The following is a 16,036-nucleotide window of genomic DNA, read 5'->3' as shown; positions in this document are numbered from 1 at the left end:
TTTTGACTGTAAGATTGATTTTTTTATCTTACGGTGTCCAAATTACTGCATACTAACTAACTATGAAACTTACCAAAGCTTTGTCGATGCTGGCTGGTTGGCTGGTTTTCGTACCGGGAATTTTATATGCTTCCGGAAATATAACCCCGACCAATCCGACTTTTTCGTTTTCACGGAAAGATTCCACTTTCACCATCAATACCATTAACAGTGACTATGTTCTGCATGTGAAAAAGCGGACAGGGCCCATCAAACTCGATGGCGTGCTGAATGAGGAAGACTGGAAGCGGGCACAGAAAGCAACCGATTTTTACATGGTGCTACCCTACGATACCGGCTATTCCGCTGCGAAATCGGAAGTGATGATGACTTACGGGGACAAAGCTTTTTACCTGGCCATTGTTTTTTATGATACCATTCCTGGTAAACGACCGGTAGAGTCATTGCGGCGCGATTTTGTCTTTGGTAACAACGATAATTTCCTGTTATTTCTCGATACCTACAACGACCAGACCACGGGCTATTCCTTTGGAGCCAATGCGGCCGGCGCCAAGTGGGACGGCACAATGAGTGACGGTCACAATGTGAATCTGATTTGGGATTGCAAGTGGCAGTCGAAGACCAAAAATTACAAAGACCGTTGGGTGACCGAGATGCGGATTCCGTTTAAATCCATCCGCTACCAAAGTGGTGTGGATCATTGGAATGTGCAGTTCTCCCGTTTGGATTTGAAGATGAACGAAAAATCGGCATGGGCGCCGGTACCGCGTCAATTTCCGACGGCTTCATTGGCTTATGCCGGAGTATTGAAATGGGAAACACCTCCACCCAAATCCGGGCTGCAATTTTCGCTGATTCCGTACATTTTCGGGAGCGCTTCGCGCGACTTTGAAGCGGGAACCTATACCCGTTACCGGAAGGACTTCGGGATGGATGCCAAGCTCGGGCTTTCGTCATCGCTGAATCTGGATTTGACTTACAATCCTGATTTTTCGCAGGCGGAAGTGGACGACCAGGTGACGATTCTCGATAGGTTCGAGCTGTATTACCCCGAAAAGCGGCAGTTTTTTCTTGAGAACAGTGACCTGTTTGCCAATTACGGTTCCGACCAGATTCGTCCGTTTTTCTCGCGTCGCATCGGACTCGACGCGCCGGTTCTGGCTGGAGCCCGGTTAAGCGGAAAAATCGGCAACGACTGGCGAATCGGGGTGATGGATATGCAGACGGAAAAACACGGTGATTTATTGGCCCGGAACTTTTTTGTGGCGTCGGTTCAAAAGAAAGTTTTTTCCCGCTCGAACATCGGGGCCATCTTTGTGAATAAGCAAAACATGAATGTTCCTTCCGGTTTTACCGGAAACGAATATAACCGGGTAGCTGGTTTGGAGTACAACCTTGCGAGTTCGGATAATTACTGGACGGGGGAATTCTTTGGGTTACGTTCGTTTACCCCGGGCCTGAATTCCGGGAAGCAGTTTAGCCAGGGAGCGCAACTCAGTTATTCGCGGAAGCAATATGAGTTGTCGATGATTGAATATTACGTAGGGAAAAATTTCAATGCAGAGACCGGTTATGTTCCCAGAGTCGACTACTTACGGCTGAATCCGAGAGCGACCGTCCGTTTTTATCCTGAAAATAATGGAGTTGAATATCACGGATTCTTTACGGAACTGGATACCTATTTCCGTCCGGGCGATATGGACCTGACCGATCGGGAAGTGAGCTTCGATTATTTTTTTCAGTTTCACAACCGAAGTCACCTGGAATTGGAAACCAACTTCTGGTATATTAAACTGAGGAATGAGTTTGACCCCACCAACCAGGGAGATCATTTTCTGTCGGCAGGAACCGATTACAACTGGTTCGACGCTACGTTGATTTATCAGTCGGACAACCGCAAGACGTTCAAGTACGAGCTTTCTTCCGGTTACGGAGGCTTTTACAACGGGAACCGTTGGCACGCTGAAGGTTTGTTGAATTACCGTTTTCAGCCTTTTGGGTACATTTCTATGGTGTTCAGTTACAACAACCTGATGTTGCCGCAGCCCTGGGGCAACGTCGATTACTGGCTGGTAGGCCCCAAACTGGACGTAACCTTTACCGACAAAATTTTCTTCACCACTTACGTACAGTACAACGAACAGATTGACAACATTAATGTGAATGCCCGACTGCAGTGGCGTTATCAACCGGTATCGGATATCTACCTGGTGTACACCGATAATTATTTCCCGGGCAACATGGAGGCGAGGAACAGGGCGCTGGTTTTCAAGATGACCTATTGGTTCAATTAAATGTCAGGATAATCGATGAATTGTTAGTCATTTGTCAACAAACGGATTGATTTACTTTCAGTGCATTTTTCAGGTTACGCTGCTTAACTAAAATATTTTTGTATATATTTGAAATTCACAGGACCCAAAAGCTGAACATACGTGGAAAACCCAGAGAAGAAATCCGTTATTCTTGTTGTTGAAGATGCTGAATCTAACTATCTGTATCTGAAAGCCGTATTGCGTAAGATTGATGCGGAAATGATTTGGGTTAAGAATGGACAGGAAGCGGTTGAAACGGTTAAAAACAATCCGGCAGTAAATCTGGTATTGATGGATTTGCAGATGCCTATCATGAATGGGTTTGACGCGACCCGGAAAATTAAAGAAATCCGGCCCGACCTGCCGGTTATTGCCCAAACCGCATTTGTGATGCCCGAAGATGTTGAGATGGCGAAAGAGAGTGGGTGTGACGACTTCTGGGCCAAGCCCATTAAGTCGAAAGACATTTTGGATAAAGTAAAGAATTTCCTCTGAACGACTGATACCATGTACACCGCCTCGTTCAAGGCGGTTTTTTTTCATGTGCTTTTTCTACGACCTAACCTTAGTGCAGTTATTAAGTAAATTGATGCATTGAATGGATAAAACGAATAATCGCAAACAAGCGTTACTGGATTATCGCTATCTGCGTATGGCTCGAATCTGGGCCGAAAATTCGTATTGTAAGCGCCGGCAGGTGGGAGCTTTGCTGGTGAAAGACAAGATGATCATTTCGGATGGTTACAACGGTACCCCATCAGGCTTTGAAAATAGCTGCGAAGACGAGGAGAACAAAACCAAACCGTACGTGTTACATGCCGAGGCCAATGCCATTACCAAAGTGGCTAAGTCGAACAACAGCAGTGAACATGCCACGTTGTACGTCACCTCGTCACCTTGTCTCGAGTGCTCGAAACTGATTATTCAGGCTGGCATCAGCCGGGTGGTTTTCTCCGACTCGTACCGGCTGAACGATGGCATTGAATTGTTGAAAAGGGCTTCGATAGAAATTGTACAGATAGATTTGGAATCAAACAGACAGATAGAACAAAATGGATAAGAAGAACAGAAGGTTAATTACATGGACCCCGGTATTACTGGCATTTGCCATCATTGTTGGAATATTTATCGGGATCGTCCTGCAACGTCGGCAGCAAACGGCTTTCAACCACGTTAAGTCGCCTGGCAATAGTAAGATCGATCTCATCTTGAATCTGGTCAACGACTATTACGTCGACTCTGTGAACGAAAAACAACTGGTGAACAACGCCATCCCCGATATACTCAAACAACTCGATCCGCATACGACTTACATTCCCAAGAAGGACATGAAGGAAGTGAACGAGGAAATGTCGGGTAATTTCGGTGGAATCGGTGTTCAGTTTTCCATTCAGAACGATACCGTTACTGTGGTTGACGTAATCTCAGGCGGACCTTCCCAGAAGCTGGGTATTCAGGCCGGCGACCGCATTGTGATGGTGAACGATACCACCATTGCGGGAGTGGGAATTACCAACGATAAGGTTATTCAGAAACTGCGCGGTAAAAAAGGAACACACGTTAAGGTTTCCATTGCTCGCCGGGGTATTCCTAATTTGATCGACTTCGATATTACACGGGGCGATATTCCGCTTTATAGCGTCGACGTTTCGTACATGATCGATAAAAAGACCGGTTATGTGAAGGTCGGCCGGTTTGCCGAAAATACGTACGCTGAATTCATGAAGGCGCTTGATAAATTAAATCAGGACAGCGTTCAGAATGTCATCATCGACCTGCGTGGTAACCCGGGTGGTTATTTGGCAGCGGTCATCAAGATGGTGAGTGAGTTCCTCGATAAGGGAGAGCTGATTGTCTACACCAAAGGATTGCACCAACCGAAAAAGATGTTCCGCGCTGACGGCAAAGGAAGTATGCTGGGCAAAAAAGTGGTGGTGCTGATTGACGAGTTTTCGGCCTCAGCCAGCGAGATTTTCTCCGGAGCTATTCAGGACAATGATCGCGGATTAATTGTTGGTCGCCGTTCCTTCGGAAAAGGACTGGTGCAGGAACAGATTCCGTTCAGCGATGGTTCCGCTATGCGATTAACGGTAGCCCGCTATTACACGCCTTCCGGCAGATGTATCCAGAAACCGTATGACGAAGGTAACAAAGCCTACTACCAGGATATTGCACGCCGCTATAAGCATGGTGAGTTTGAGCAAAGAGACAGTATTCACTTCAATGATTCATTGAAGTACCATACCCGTACAGGGCGGGTCGTTTATGGCGGCGGCGGAATCATGCCTGATGTATTTGTTCCGGCTGATACAACCGGTTTCTCCGACTATTATGGAAAGATTACATCGAAAGGCCTGGTTTACCGCTATGCCTTCGATTATGCCGATGCACACCGTGAGCTGCTTTCGAAAATGAAAGATGCGAAAGCGATGGAGGAATACCTGAATAAACAGGATGTATTTGCAAAATTCATTCGGTTTGCCGCGAAAAACGGTGTCCCGCGCGACAACAAAGGCCTGAAAATTTCAGGAAAAATAATTAGAACACAACTCAACGCTTATATCGCCCGGAATATTTTGGGTGAAGAAGGTTTCTATCCCATCATCAAAGAGATTGATACCACCTTGCAAAAGGCTATTAGCGTAATTGAATCGAATAAAATGCCGGATTAAGGAATGGCAATAACAGACAGATACAGAAAGGTTGCTCTAGTCAGGGCAACCTTTTTTGTTTTCTCCGAATAAGGAAATTGAAAAAAACAGACCATAGCTGTAACTTTAACAGGAAACAATCGTCTTACCCCGAAAAAGTAATTGTAGCCTGACCGGATGACCCTTGATGAATACAACAGCGCAGTAGATGAATGGGCTGACAGAGTGTACCGCTTTGTCGTGAAAAGTATGCACGACGAAGACGGCGCGAGGGACGTTGTACAGGACAGTTACGAAAAGATGTGGCGGCATCGTGAAAATATCGACGGAACGAAGGTGAAAACCTACCTTTTTACCACGGCTTATCATACCATGATTGACCGGATACGGAAAAGCAACCGCGAGGTAATTGGTGATCCGTCGGAACATGTGATCCGCCATGAACAAAACGGTTTTTCCGATCTGCAGGAAGTGCTTCACGAAGCAATATCCCGTTTGCCGGAAAAACAACGAAGCGTGGTTTTGCTACGTGATTATGAAGGCTATTCCTACCGGGAAATTGCCGACATTTCCGGTTTAACCGAAGCACAGGTAAAGGTGTATATTTACCGGGCCCGTGTTTTTCTGAAGAAGTACATCGGTAGCATTGATGTGGTGGTGTAATGAAGATAACGACTGAAAATTACGAGGAATTTGTTCTGGATTACCTGGAAGGGAATTTGGATCCGGAAACGCGGAAGGAGCTGGAAGCTTTCTTTGCGGAAAATCCCCGTTTGGCCCCGGATGAAGATGGAATTTCTTCGTTGAGGTTGCAGCCGGAAGAGCTTTCCATGAAAGGAAAGGAATCGTTGCATAAATCGCTGTTCGATACACCGGAAGGACTGAAAAATGAGGCTATCGCGCTTTCTGAAGGTGACCTCTCCAAAGAAGAATCAGCAGCCTTTCAAACCTGGCTGAAAAGTCACCCCGAAGCAGAAGAAACGGTCAACGAGTTTGGCCGGCTGAAACTGCAACCGGATTCCGCAATTGTTTTTCCCGGTAAGGCAAAGCTGAAAAGAAAAACCCGCGTACTGCCCATCTGGTGGAGTGTTGCTGCCGCTGCCGTGTTGGTACTGGGCATTTTTCTTTTCTATCCCGAAAAAGACGCACCTGTTCAGCAGCAAATGACTCCGCAAGTCGCGGAAACCTCGGTTCCGGATACTCCCGTGGAATCGGTCCCTGATAAGGAAAAAGTGAAAGCTTCTGATAAACCGGGTCGTTCACCCGAAGAAAAGATCGTCAGGGAAAAACCGGTGCAGGTGGCAGAAATCCTTCCTGCGAAAGCGAAACCGATACCTCAAAAAAAAGAGCATCCCGAACCCGTTCGGATAGCCATGAACATTCCGGAACCGATGAAAGCAAAAGTCATCCGGTTTGATGTGCAGCCCGAAAAAGTGGTAATGGTGCTCGATTATCAGGACACTGAAAAAGCACTGGCGGATGAAGTTCCGGTGGAAGACCTGCTCGACAGAAGGCTCGCAAGATCGTTGCATAGTGACGACCGGGAACTGCTTTCACCCGATAACATTGCGCTGGGCGGACTCCAGTTGATAGCCAGGGCATCGGGCGATCGGCTGGTCGGAAAACGGGACAATGACGGAGAAATAAAGGCTATCTCTTTTCACAGCCGTTTGCTTTCTTTCTCCCTTCCGGTGAATAAAAACCGCTAAGCTGTAACAAAATCCGGTAACGGTTCGTCCTACCCACAAAACGAAAACAAAAAGCTATGTTTGGTAGAATACTTCTGAGCTTCATGCTGATCATGTTCAGCACTCAGTATATGATGGCACAGGATACCGTTCGGGTTAAAGTGCTTGGGAAAAACGCCGTAACCGTAGTTGACGGTATGGGAAAAACCAACGTCCAGGTCGGCGATAATTCGGTTGATGTGAATTCCTTCGATAACGACACGGTGAAAATTCGACTGGGGCGAAGGACAATTGTTTTTGTTGATGGTTGGAGTGGCTCCTATGTCGATTTCGATACCCTGGACGACGATGAATTTGAAAAATGGACCGGTCACCGGCCGAAATTCAAAGGGCACTGGGCGTTTTTCGAGATGGGGGTGAATTCGTTTGCCAATGTCAGTTATGCCGGTTTCCCGGATGCCAACTGGATGGACTTGAACCACAACAAATCGTACGAAGTGAACATCAACTTCCTGCAGTACAACATTGGCCTGCAAAAGGAGCGTAACACCATTGGATTGGTCACCGGCCTGGGCCTGAACTGGAACGACTACCGGTTTTCCAACAAAAACACCGTGGTGAATGACAACGGTACAACAGCACCTGTGTACCTAACCTACGACAACCTGAAGAAAACCAAGCTCAATACTTTATATCTGCAGGCACCCTTGATGCTGGAATTCCAGATTCCTGTGAATAAATCCTATAAACGGATTTACCTTTCCGGTGGAGTCATCGGTGGATTGAGACTGGGCTCGCATACGAAGGTAAAGCATAGTGGTACCAAGGATAAAAACCGGGATGATTTCAATATTTCGCCTTTCCGCTACGGGACAACTGCCCGAATCGGTTACAAGGGAATTAACCTGTTTGCCACTTACTATTTTACGCCTTTCTACGAGAGTGGACGCGGACCGGAAATGTATCCCTTCACCGTTGGCTTGGGACTGGTAAACTGGTAATAAAAGATATAGAAACATCATAGACTCTGGGCCGGATTGCTTCCGGCCCATTTTTTTTCTGCTGCTTTTTCAGTTAAATTTGTACAAACCTCGGTCCATGACAAGAAAATACCTGATAGTCACAATAGCAGCGTTGTTGTTTTCACCGGTCGTTTTTGCGCAACAAAACGATACGGTCACGATTGTACCGGCTAAGTCTCGGCACGCTGTCTCCATTAATGATTTTATGGGAAACCAGGATGAGTACAAAAGTTTCTGGGACCGTAATTTTTCCGGTCACTGGAGCGGTTTCCACCTGGGGATTAACTCCTTTCTGCAAAAGGATTATTCAGCTTATCCTCCCTCACAGGATGGATTTATGAATTTGAAAATCTGGCGTTCGTTTTCCTACCAGGTTAACTTTTGGCAGAAGAGTATCGGTTTGCAGCGCTATCACGATGCCATTGGTCTGGTAACCGGCCTGGGATTGTGCTTCGACGATTATCGTTTCAATCCGGAGGTGACCATCGAAGCGGACGATAATGGCATAATCCACCCGGTTTATCCCGACTACGAAGAGATGAAGAAATCCAAACTCAGCACATTTTACGGCAGAATTCCGCTATTGTTGGAATTTCAGATTCCCGTGGGGCATTTCCAGCGACGGTTCTTCATATCAGGAGGTGTGGTTTTCGGTTACAAACTGGGAAGTCACACGAAAATCAAGTACCACCAGGCAGGCATTAGCGAAAAGGTGAAGTTCCGCGACGAGTTGTACCTGAACGATTATCGCTACAGCTACACGGTGCGTATGGGATATAAATGGTTTAACGTATTTGCAGAGTACTCTCCTGTTCCTTTTTTCAAAGAAGGTCACGGCCCGGTGCTCTATCCGTTTACGGCGGGCATCACCCTGGTTAGTTTTTAGTTCGGTTTAGCCGAATAATTCGACCATAATCCTGTGATTCCTTCTTTTTTCATTCCCTGAATTTGACTTAATTGCGTTCCGGAAAAAATAAATCGAATCAATAAAGCTATGCAACTTTTACTCATCAGTAACTCGACGATGGCGGGAGAGCCATACCTCGATTACCCCAAACATGAAATCAAAAAATTTCTTGGCGATAAACCCGTAAAAGCACTCTTCATTCCTTACGCAGCGGTAACGTTTTCATTCGATGATTACGAAGCGAAAGTAGAGCAGCGTTTTGCTGAAATCGGGCACCACGTGCGTGGAATCCATCATTACGACGATCCGGTAAAAGCGGTTGAAGAGGCCGAGGCCATTGTGGTGGGGGGCGGAAACACCTGGCAATTAGTGCGGATGCTGCACGACAACAACCTGATGAAGCCGATTGCCAAACGAGTGGCCAATGGTATGCCTTACATTGGCTGGAGTGCCGGTTCCAATGTGGCTTGTCCCACCCTGCGCACCACCAACGATATGCCCATCATCGATCCTCTGGGATTTGACTGCCTGAAGTTGGTTCCGTTCCAGATCAATCCTCATTACCAGGATAAGAATCCGGATGGACATGCCGGTGAAACCCGCGAGCAACGCGTCGAAGAATTTTTGGAAATCAATCCCGATACCTATGTGGTGGGCTTACGCGAAGGAACCATGCTGAAATACGACGATGGGAAGCTTTCGCTGATTGGAAACCTCAAGGCACGGATTTTCAAAAAGGACCAAAAGCCACTGGAATTAAGTAGTGAAGACAATTTCAACTTCCTGCTAAAGAATTAATTCTGCATGTCGGTAACGTGTGAATGAACCTGTTAACGGGGCACTTTCACCCGTTTCCGGCAGGTTCTTTTTTATTCCCGGTACCGGTACCGGGGATTTCAACTTGTTGGTTCGCCTGCAATAATTACCGAGCCTAGAACCCCGGTGCGTAACGAACGGGTTTTCATCCGGCTGCGTACTTCAATTCTGTATTCGCCGGCGGTAAGCGCTTCCGGAATTAGGAAAAGCAACTGGGAGAAGCTGTTTCGGTAAAGCGTTTCCACCTGATAGCTATGATTGTCTTCACCGATGAAAAAAATACCTTCGTCCCGGGCGTCGGCATCGAATTGCAGGTACCGTCCCCCGATAATCGCCGGTCCGCCCGTGGTGGCTTTCCCGTTGACGATGCCGCTGCTTGCGTCGGTAAATTGCTCGGGTTCGGGGCCTGGATGACCGGGGGAGACCTTGTGGGTATGTACTTTTTTAGGTACCTCTTTCAGTTGGCTTCCCGGCCTGATTTTTACGTTAATGGTATGGCGTTGGTTTGAGAAGATATCTGCAGGTCCGTCAAAGTTGCCCTTTATGCTGCACTGTGCATGAAAAAGGGGAGTAGATACAACCCCTCCTTCGGCCAGTACATTCTCCACTTCTTCCATAAAAAGTGCAAGTACTGCCTGAATAGCGCCCGGAGAAATACCGGAATGCCGCTGAATCATATTTCTCTCGATGTCTTCCAGGTTATACTTCCGGCGATTTTTGATGAGAGCCCTGAAGGTTTCCTTTCCTGTTATTACCGGATTCGGATATAAAGCATACGTAATGGCCATCGTTTCTCCTTCTATCTAATTAGTTCATATTATATATATAATATTAATCAAATTAAATATATAATACAAATAGAATCATATATATAATATGAATAGAATAATAACTATAATGCAAACCAATATAACAGAAGGTAATATTGTGAGGGATGACAATATGCCTGAAAAGGAAAGCCCGGGGTAGAAAAGCTTCCACTCCGGGCCTTGAACAGGTTATGGCATTGATAAGAGCAACATCAGCCGCCCCAATGCAGCATTTATCAGCTAAAACTCCTTTTGGTTTTATTCATCTTTCAACACCTCTACCGGATTCCGGTTGGCGGCTTTGTAGCTTTGCCAGCTAACGGCGGCCACGGCAATAACGAGGGTGAACAGAGCTGCCGAAGCAAAAATCCACCAGCTTAAGGCGGTTTTCCATGCGAAATTTTCGAGCCATTTATGCATCAGGTACCACGAGAGGGGAACACCGACAATAAACGCTGAAATCACCCATTTCAGAATGTCGCCGTTGAGCATAGTCATGATGGAACCAACCGAAGCGCCGTTTACTTTCCGCACGCCAATTTCCTTTCTGCGGGTTACTCCCGAATACATGGCCAGCGCCCATAAACCGAGGCAGGCGATGAATACGGCTAAAGCCGAGAAAAAGCCGAATACGGAACCAAAGCGTTGGTCGGACTGGTATTGTTGCTCGTAAAACCGATCGACGAAGAAATAATCGAACGTGGATTGTGGGAAGAAGCGCTCCCACAAATTCCGGATATCGGCCATGGTTTTTGCCGATGGATTACCTGTCATTTTGACGGAGATGAACCTGGGCGAAATCCACGGAATGCGATCGTAGCGAAGCATCATAATCGGCGTATAAGCTTTCACCAGCGATTGCTGATGGTAATTCTTCATGATACCAATGATTTCGAACGGCTCCTCTTCGCCCTCTACGCTTATCCGGCGGCCAATGGATTCTTCGTTGTCTGGAAGGTCAAGCAATTTCAATGCTTCCTCGTTTACCACCAGTTTGTTCCGGTCGTCACCGAAATCTTCCGAGAAACCACGTCCGGCAATGATTTTCATGCCGTAGGTTGAGGCGAAATTATCATCGGCGCTCAGCATTTCGTACAGGCGGTTCTGTTTGTTCGGGTCATCAGCCCGGTGGTTCGAGGCAAAAAAGGCAACTTCCATTCCGGGTACGGCACTGGAAATCGCTGCATTTTTCACATCGGTAAAACCTTTCAGTTCTCGTCTGAAGCTGATGATTTTTTGTTGTAATTCGTCGGTTTGTGCCGGAAACTTAATGGCCATCACCCGGTTGATGTTCACACCGGTGGGCTGGTTCATCATATAATCGAGCTGATTGTACACCACAATTGTACTGAATATTAGCACAAACGAAGCCACAAACTGAACGACTACGAGTCCTTTCCGCATGGAACCGGTTCCTTTGGATTGTTTGCTTTTTCCCCGAAGAATAGAGATAGGCTTAATGGAAGCCAGCACCGAAGCGGGGTAGAAGCCCGAAATGAAGATTCCGGACAGGAATACCAGTACGATGGGAATCCAAAATGTGGAATCTTTCCACAGTTGGAACGGAATATTCTTTCCGGTGAGTTGATTAAACCCTCCAACCGAAACCAGCATGACACCAATGGCCAGAACGAGAGCGACACCATTCACCAGTAACGATTCCATCAGGAATTGAATGACGATATGCCTTTTCGAGGCGCCGGACACCTTGCGGACGCTCACTTCCCGGGCACGGTCCAAAGCCCGGGCGGTTGTCAGGTTGATGTAGTTGAACCAGGCAATCACCAGGATAGCCAGTGCCACCAGTATCAATGCATTCACGGCATTTCGGTTCCCCTTGGCTTCGCGCTCGTATTGTTTCTGCGGAGTGAGATGAATATTTCGCAGCGGGTTGAGGTGGATAGCCCAGGTTTTATTCTTCAGCGCCGGCAATGTTTTGTACTGCTCGGCCATTTTGGGGAAAGCATTTTCGATACTGGTCGGCGACACATTTGGCTGCAGCAAAACGTAGGTGTACACTTCGTGCAGGTACCAGAAGTTTTTCATCCATTCCGGCAGTGTTTCCCATGAAATGAAAAAGTCGAAATGAAAGTGGGAATTGGGTGGTAAATCGGCCATTACACCAGTCACCTCGCAATTTTTCACCGCTCCGGTTGTGCTGAACTTCAATATTTTTCCGATAGGATTTTCGTCGCCAAAGTAACGGTGTGCAGCCGTTTGGGTAATCACCACTTTGTTGGGGCCTTCCAGCGCTGTTGTGGGATTGCCTTCCAGCAATGGGAAATCAAAAATCCGGAAAAACGAAGGCTCAGTAACAGTAACGTCGCTTTCGCGGAAACGCTTATCGTGGTAACTAACAATCTGTTCGGTTTCGTGAATATCCACCCGAACAGCATCTTCGATTCCGGAAATATGCTGCATCATGGCCGGCGCATAACCGAACGAGCTGGTCGGCCAGTCGTCGGTCATGGTATTGCCTTCATAGAAACGCGACTCCACCCGGTAAATGCGTTTGGCCAGGTGGTGCATGTTGTCGTAGCTGAACTCGAAGTTCACGTAGTTCAGTATCAGCAGCGAAACCGCCATCCCAATGGCCAGTCCAAGGATATTGATGACCGTGAATAGTTTGTTCTTCAGCAGATGGCGAATCGCTGCCAAAAGGTAGTTTCGTAGCATGGTTTGGTGTCAGTTTTCGTTTGGTGTTTCAGTAAAAATAGTAAGAATGCCCAACTTTAACTGTTGGCAATTTCTTCCTCGATTTCTCCGTCGGTCAGTCGAATGATGCGTTTTCCATAGTTGGCAAATTCCTGGTTGTGGGTCACCTGAATGATGGTCATACCTTCATCGTTCAGTTTCTTCAGCAGGTCCATGATCATTTTTCCCTGGTCGTGATGCAGGTTCCCGGTAGGTTCGTCGGCTAACAAAAGTTTGGGTTTACCAGCGATGGCGCGGGCAATACCGACCAATTGCTGCTGCCCACCCGATAGTTGCTGCGGGAACAGATCTTTTTTTGCCACCATGTTAAAACGGTCGAGCAAATCGGCGATTACCGCCTGACGCTCTTTCTTTTTCATACCCTTATAGAAAAGCGGTGTTTCGATGTTTTCGTAAACCGTCATCTCCTCAATCAGGTGAAAAGCCTGGAAGATAAAGCCCACATGGTGGCGGTGGAAATCGACTTTTTTCTTCTCGTTGAGTTGGTGTGCCGGCTGATCGAGGAAGAAGTATTCTCCTTCGTTTGGGTCATCCAGCAGTCCGATAATGTTGAGCAGCGTTGATTTCCCGGCGCCGCTGGGGCCCATTACTGATACAAAGTCACCTTCCGCTACATCTAGGTTCACGTTTTTCAGGATGTAGGTCCGTTGGTATTTGTTGTCGTAGTACTTGTAGATTTTCTTCAGGTTGATCATGATGATGGATATTTAGTGCGTTAATGTTTATTCGTATCGCAGGGCGTCAACGGGATTGCGGGTAGCGGCTTTCCAGCTTTGCCAGCCAACAGCGGCGGTTGCAACCAACAGGGCGAACAATCCGCTAACGATAAAGTAACCGGGATGCAGTGAAACCCGGTTTGCGTAGTTGCTGAGCCAATGATTCAATGCAAAATAGTCGGCGGCAAAAGCGAGCAGCATGGCAGCAACTACCCAGATGAGCATATCAAAAAGCAATAGCTGTAATATTTCCCGTACCGAACTTCCCATCACTTTGCGCACACCAATCTCTTTGGTCCGGCGGGCCGTGGTGAAAATCGACAGTGCCATGATACCCATAAAGCTGATGATGATGGCGAGCACCGTTCCGGCCGAAACCAATCGCATTACCCGCTCTTCATTGGCAAATTTTGCATTATAGCGACTCGTTATTTCATAAGTGTTGAAGATAAAGTTGGGATCGTATTGCTGAAAGATGGAGGCCACCTGCTTTTGCTCGACTTTGGTAAATTGCCCCGGAATCCTGAGATAAAAGCAGTTCACGTTATCGCTGTAGTTGGTTAGCATCAGCGGGGCTATTTTTTCACTACTGCTGGAATTGTAGTAGAAGTTTTTGACTACTCCGATAATCTTCATCGGGTCTTTGTACATGGTTACCAGCTTTCCTACTGGATCTTTCAACCCCAGCATTTTTACTGCTGCTTCGTTGAGAATAACGTCCATGCGGTCGGTTTCCCGATCGTCGAAGAAACGGCCTTGCAAAAGATGGAGTTGCATGGTTTTCCCGAATCCGGGATGAATTCGAAGTTCATTAATCGGTTTGAGATTGCCCGATGCATCAGCATACAATTTCAGTCCCTGACCACTATATCCACCTCCCATATGGTGCACGGAGGCTGCTGCACTCTTGACAAACGAAAGTTTGTTGAACTCTTCCTTGATAGCAGGTGTATGAGCTTTGGTATCCTTATTCAGTCCGGAAATTTCGATGACATGAGAGGCATTGAATCCTAACGGAATATCTTTCAGGTAGGAAATTTGGGACCGGATAACGATTAAGGAAGTAATCAGGAACACGGCCACTGAAAACTGAACAACCACCGAAGCTATTGACAATGAACTTTTCTTGCGCTGTTTATCCCGTTGACCTTTTAGTCCGGTAACCAGATTGATTCGGGACAGATGAAATGAAGGATAGGCACCACTGACGAAGATGAGCAAAATGAGAAAAGCTACGACGATGAGAAGCCCGGCAGGAGAAAACAAGTCGGAAGCAGGGAGGTTGCGCTGCATTAGGTGAGCAAACCAGGGACGGGCCAGTTCGGTAATCCAGAAAGCGAGGAATAAGGCAAAGAAGCTGATGACACCTGTTTCGGTGTAAAACAACCTGGCTAATGCCCACTTGTCGGCTCCCAGTGCCTTCCGGGAAGCAATCTCTTTGATTCTTTTTTCACCGTGAAGGACATAGAGGTTAATGTAGTTGATCAAGGCGATGAGCAGGATAAAAAAGGCGAGGCCGGCAATGAGATAGATACTGCTGAGACTTCCTTTTTCCGATAAATCGAAATCAGCTTTGGTGTGGAGATGAATCCGGGTCAGCGATATCGTCCCGGAAATCGCTTTCAAGCCATAGTGAACTGCGATGGGTTTCATCAACTGATTGTTCAGCGCATTAATCTTCGCTTCTGTCTGCTCCCGGTTGGTATTTTTATTGAGCAGGAAATAGGTGAAGAACTCAAATCCACCGAATTTTTCCGGGTGAACCGATGACATACTGGCCAGCAAATCGAAATGAAAATGGGTGGTTGTGGGCAGCTGTTTCATGACGCCCGATACGGTAAACGACTGATCGGAAATGGTGATAGTTTTTCCGACACAATTGGTGGTACCGAAAAACTTTTTAGCCGCTGGTACAGTCAATACTACGGAGTTCAAATCCCGCAAAGCGGTTCCCTTATTTCCCGCCAGCAAATTCAAACCAAAAACATCGAAAAAGCCGGGATCGGCATACAGCAATCGGTTCTTCTCAAACCGTTTGTTTTTCCTTTCCACATTCACATTCCAGCCACGATAAATTTGTACCGCCGCATCGATTCCCGGAACCTTGGCAGGAATTTCGGTGTATGCACTGCGGAGCGAAAGAGGAGAGGATTCAGTAGAATTTTGCTGTGTTATAGAGTTATACAATCTGACAACGCGGTCCTTGGTCGGGAATTGCTGGTCGTAACTCAGTTCGTGGCGAACATAAACCGAGAGCAATAAAAAGGCAGCCAGACCGAATGCCAAGCCGGGAAGGGTAACGAAAACCAGCAACGGATTCCGTTTCAATATGCGGAAGGTGTAACGAAGTTGCTTCATGGGACAAGGTTTTGTGATCAGCTTTCCTTCTTCACGATT

Annotated in this window: 13 protein-coding genes; 9 read left to right on the top strand and 4 right to left on the bottom strand. The window is 47.0% G+C overall.

Annotated elements, in window-relative coordinates:
• Window positions 1-62 precede the first annotated feature (62 nt).
• The 9 genes from GJU87_RS18015 (at window position 63) to pepE (ending at window position 9,381) form a co-directional block, all read left to right on the top strand.
• The gene (locus tag GJU87_RS18015) at window positions 63-2,294 is read left to right on the top strand and encodes a carbohydrate binding family 9 domain-containing protein (protein ID WP_228492045.1); all 2,232 of its coding nucleotides are present in this window, start codon (window positions 63-65) and stop codon (window positions 2,292-2,294) included.
• Between the two features lie 141 nt (window positions 2,295-2,435).
• Window positions 2,436-2,810 carry a response regulator gene (locus tag GJU87_RS18010; protein WP_153640745.1) on the top strand — a complete coding sequence of 125 codons (375 nt, stop codon included), beginning with the start codon at window positions 2,436-2,438 and terminating at the stop codon, window positions 2,808-2,810.
• Between the two features lie 103 nt (window positions 2,811-2,913).
• Entirely contained in the window at window positions 2,914-3,375 is a 462-nt protein-coding gene (locus GJU87_RS18005; RefSeq protein WP_153640744.1) for a dCMP deaminase family protein, read from the top strand.
• Window positions 3,368-4,987, top strand: a complete 1,620-nt coding sequence (locus GJU87_RS18000; RefSeq protein ID WP_153640743.1) for a S41 family peptidase — start codon at window positions 3,368-3,370, stop codon at window positions 4,985-4,987. Before GJU87_RS18005 ends, GJU87_RS18000 begins: the two co-directional genes overlap by 8 nt.
• Before the next feature lie 156 nt (window positions 4,988-5,143).
• On the top strand, window positions 5,144-5,629 hold the full coding sequence (locus GJU87_RS17995; protein WP_153640742.1) for an RNA polymerase sigma factor: 486 nt from the start codon (window positions 5,144-5,146) through the stop codon (window positions 5,627-5,629).
• Entirely contained in the window at window positions 5,629-6,675 is a 1,047-nt protein-coding gene (locus tag GJU87_RS17990) for a hypothetical protein (protein WP_153640741.1), read from the top strand. Before GJU87_RS17995 ends, GJU87_RS17990 begins: the two co-directional genes overlap by 1 nt.
• Window positions 6,676-6,731: 56 nt before the next feature.
• Window positions 6,732-7,655 (top strand): outer membrane beta-barrel protein, encoded by a 924-nt coding sequence (locus tag GJU87_RS17985; protein WP_153640740.1) that lies wholly within the window; start codon window positions 6,732-6,734, stop codon window positions 7,653-7,655.
• A gap of 97 nt (window positions 7,656-7,752) precedes the next feature.
• Window positions 7,753-8,562, top strand: coding sequence for an outer membrane beta-barrel protein (locus GJU87_RS17980; protein ID WP_153640739.1), 810 nt, complete (start codon window positions 7,753-7,755; stop codon window positions 8,560-8,562).
• Between the two features lie 108 nt (window positions 8,563-8,670).
• The gene (pepE, locus tag GJU87_RS17975) at window positions 8,671-9,381 is read left to right on the top strand and encodes a dipeptidase PepE (RefSeq protein ID WP_153640738.1); all 711 of its coding nucleotides are present in this window, start codon (window positions 8,671-8,673) and stop codon (window positions 9,379-9,381) included.
• Window positions 9,382-9,479: 98 nt separating this feature from the next.
• Here the strand turns inward: pepE and GJU87_RS17970 are convergent, their stop codons facing one another.
• The 4 genes from GJU87_RS17970 to GJU87_RS17955 all read right to left on the bottom strand — a co-directional run bounded on the left by GJU87_RS17970 (window position 9,480) and on the right by GJU87_RS17955 (window position 15,997).
• Entirely contained in the window at window positions 9,480-10,187 is a 708-nt protein-coding gene (locus GJU87_RS17970) for a DNA-binding domain-containing protein (protein WP_153640737.1), read from the bottom strand.
• A 279-nt stretch (window positions 10,188-10,466) separates the two neighbouring features.
• The gene (locus GJU87_RS17965; protein ID WP_153640736.1) at window positions 10,467-12,884 is read right to left on the bottom strand and encodes an ABC transporter permease; all 2,418 of its coding nucleotides are present in this window, start codon (window positions 12,882-12,884) and stop codon (window positions 10,467-10,469) included.
• Between the two features lie 56 nt (window positions 12,885-12,940).
• Window positions 12,941-13,618, bottom strand: a complete 678-nt coding sequence (locus tag GJU87_RS17960; protein ID WP_153640735.1) for an ABC transporter ATP-binding protein — start codon at window positions 13,616-13,618, stop codon at window positions 12,941-12,943.
• Window positions 13,619-13,645: 27 nt separating this feature from the next.
• The gene (locus tag GJU87_RS17955) at window positions 13,646-15,997 is read right to left on the bottom strand and encodes an ABC transporter permease (protein ID WP_153640734.1); all 2,352 of its coding nucleotides are present in this window, start codon (window positions 15,995-15,997) and stop codon (window positions 13,646-13,648) included.
• Window positions 15,998-16,036 lie beyond the last annotated feature (39 nt).

The organism is Prolixibacter sp. NT017 (assembly GCF_009617875.1).
In the GTDB taxonomy this organism is placed as follows: domain Bacteria; phylum Bacteroidota; class Bacteroidia; order Bacteroidales; family Prolixibacteraceae; genus Prolixibacter.
The sequence above is the reverse complement of the archived record's forward strand: the minus strand, read 5'-3'. Positions and strand labels throughout refer to the sequence as shown.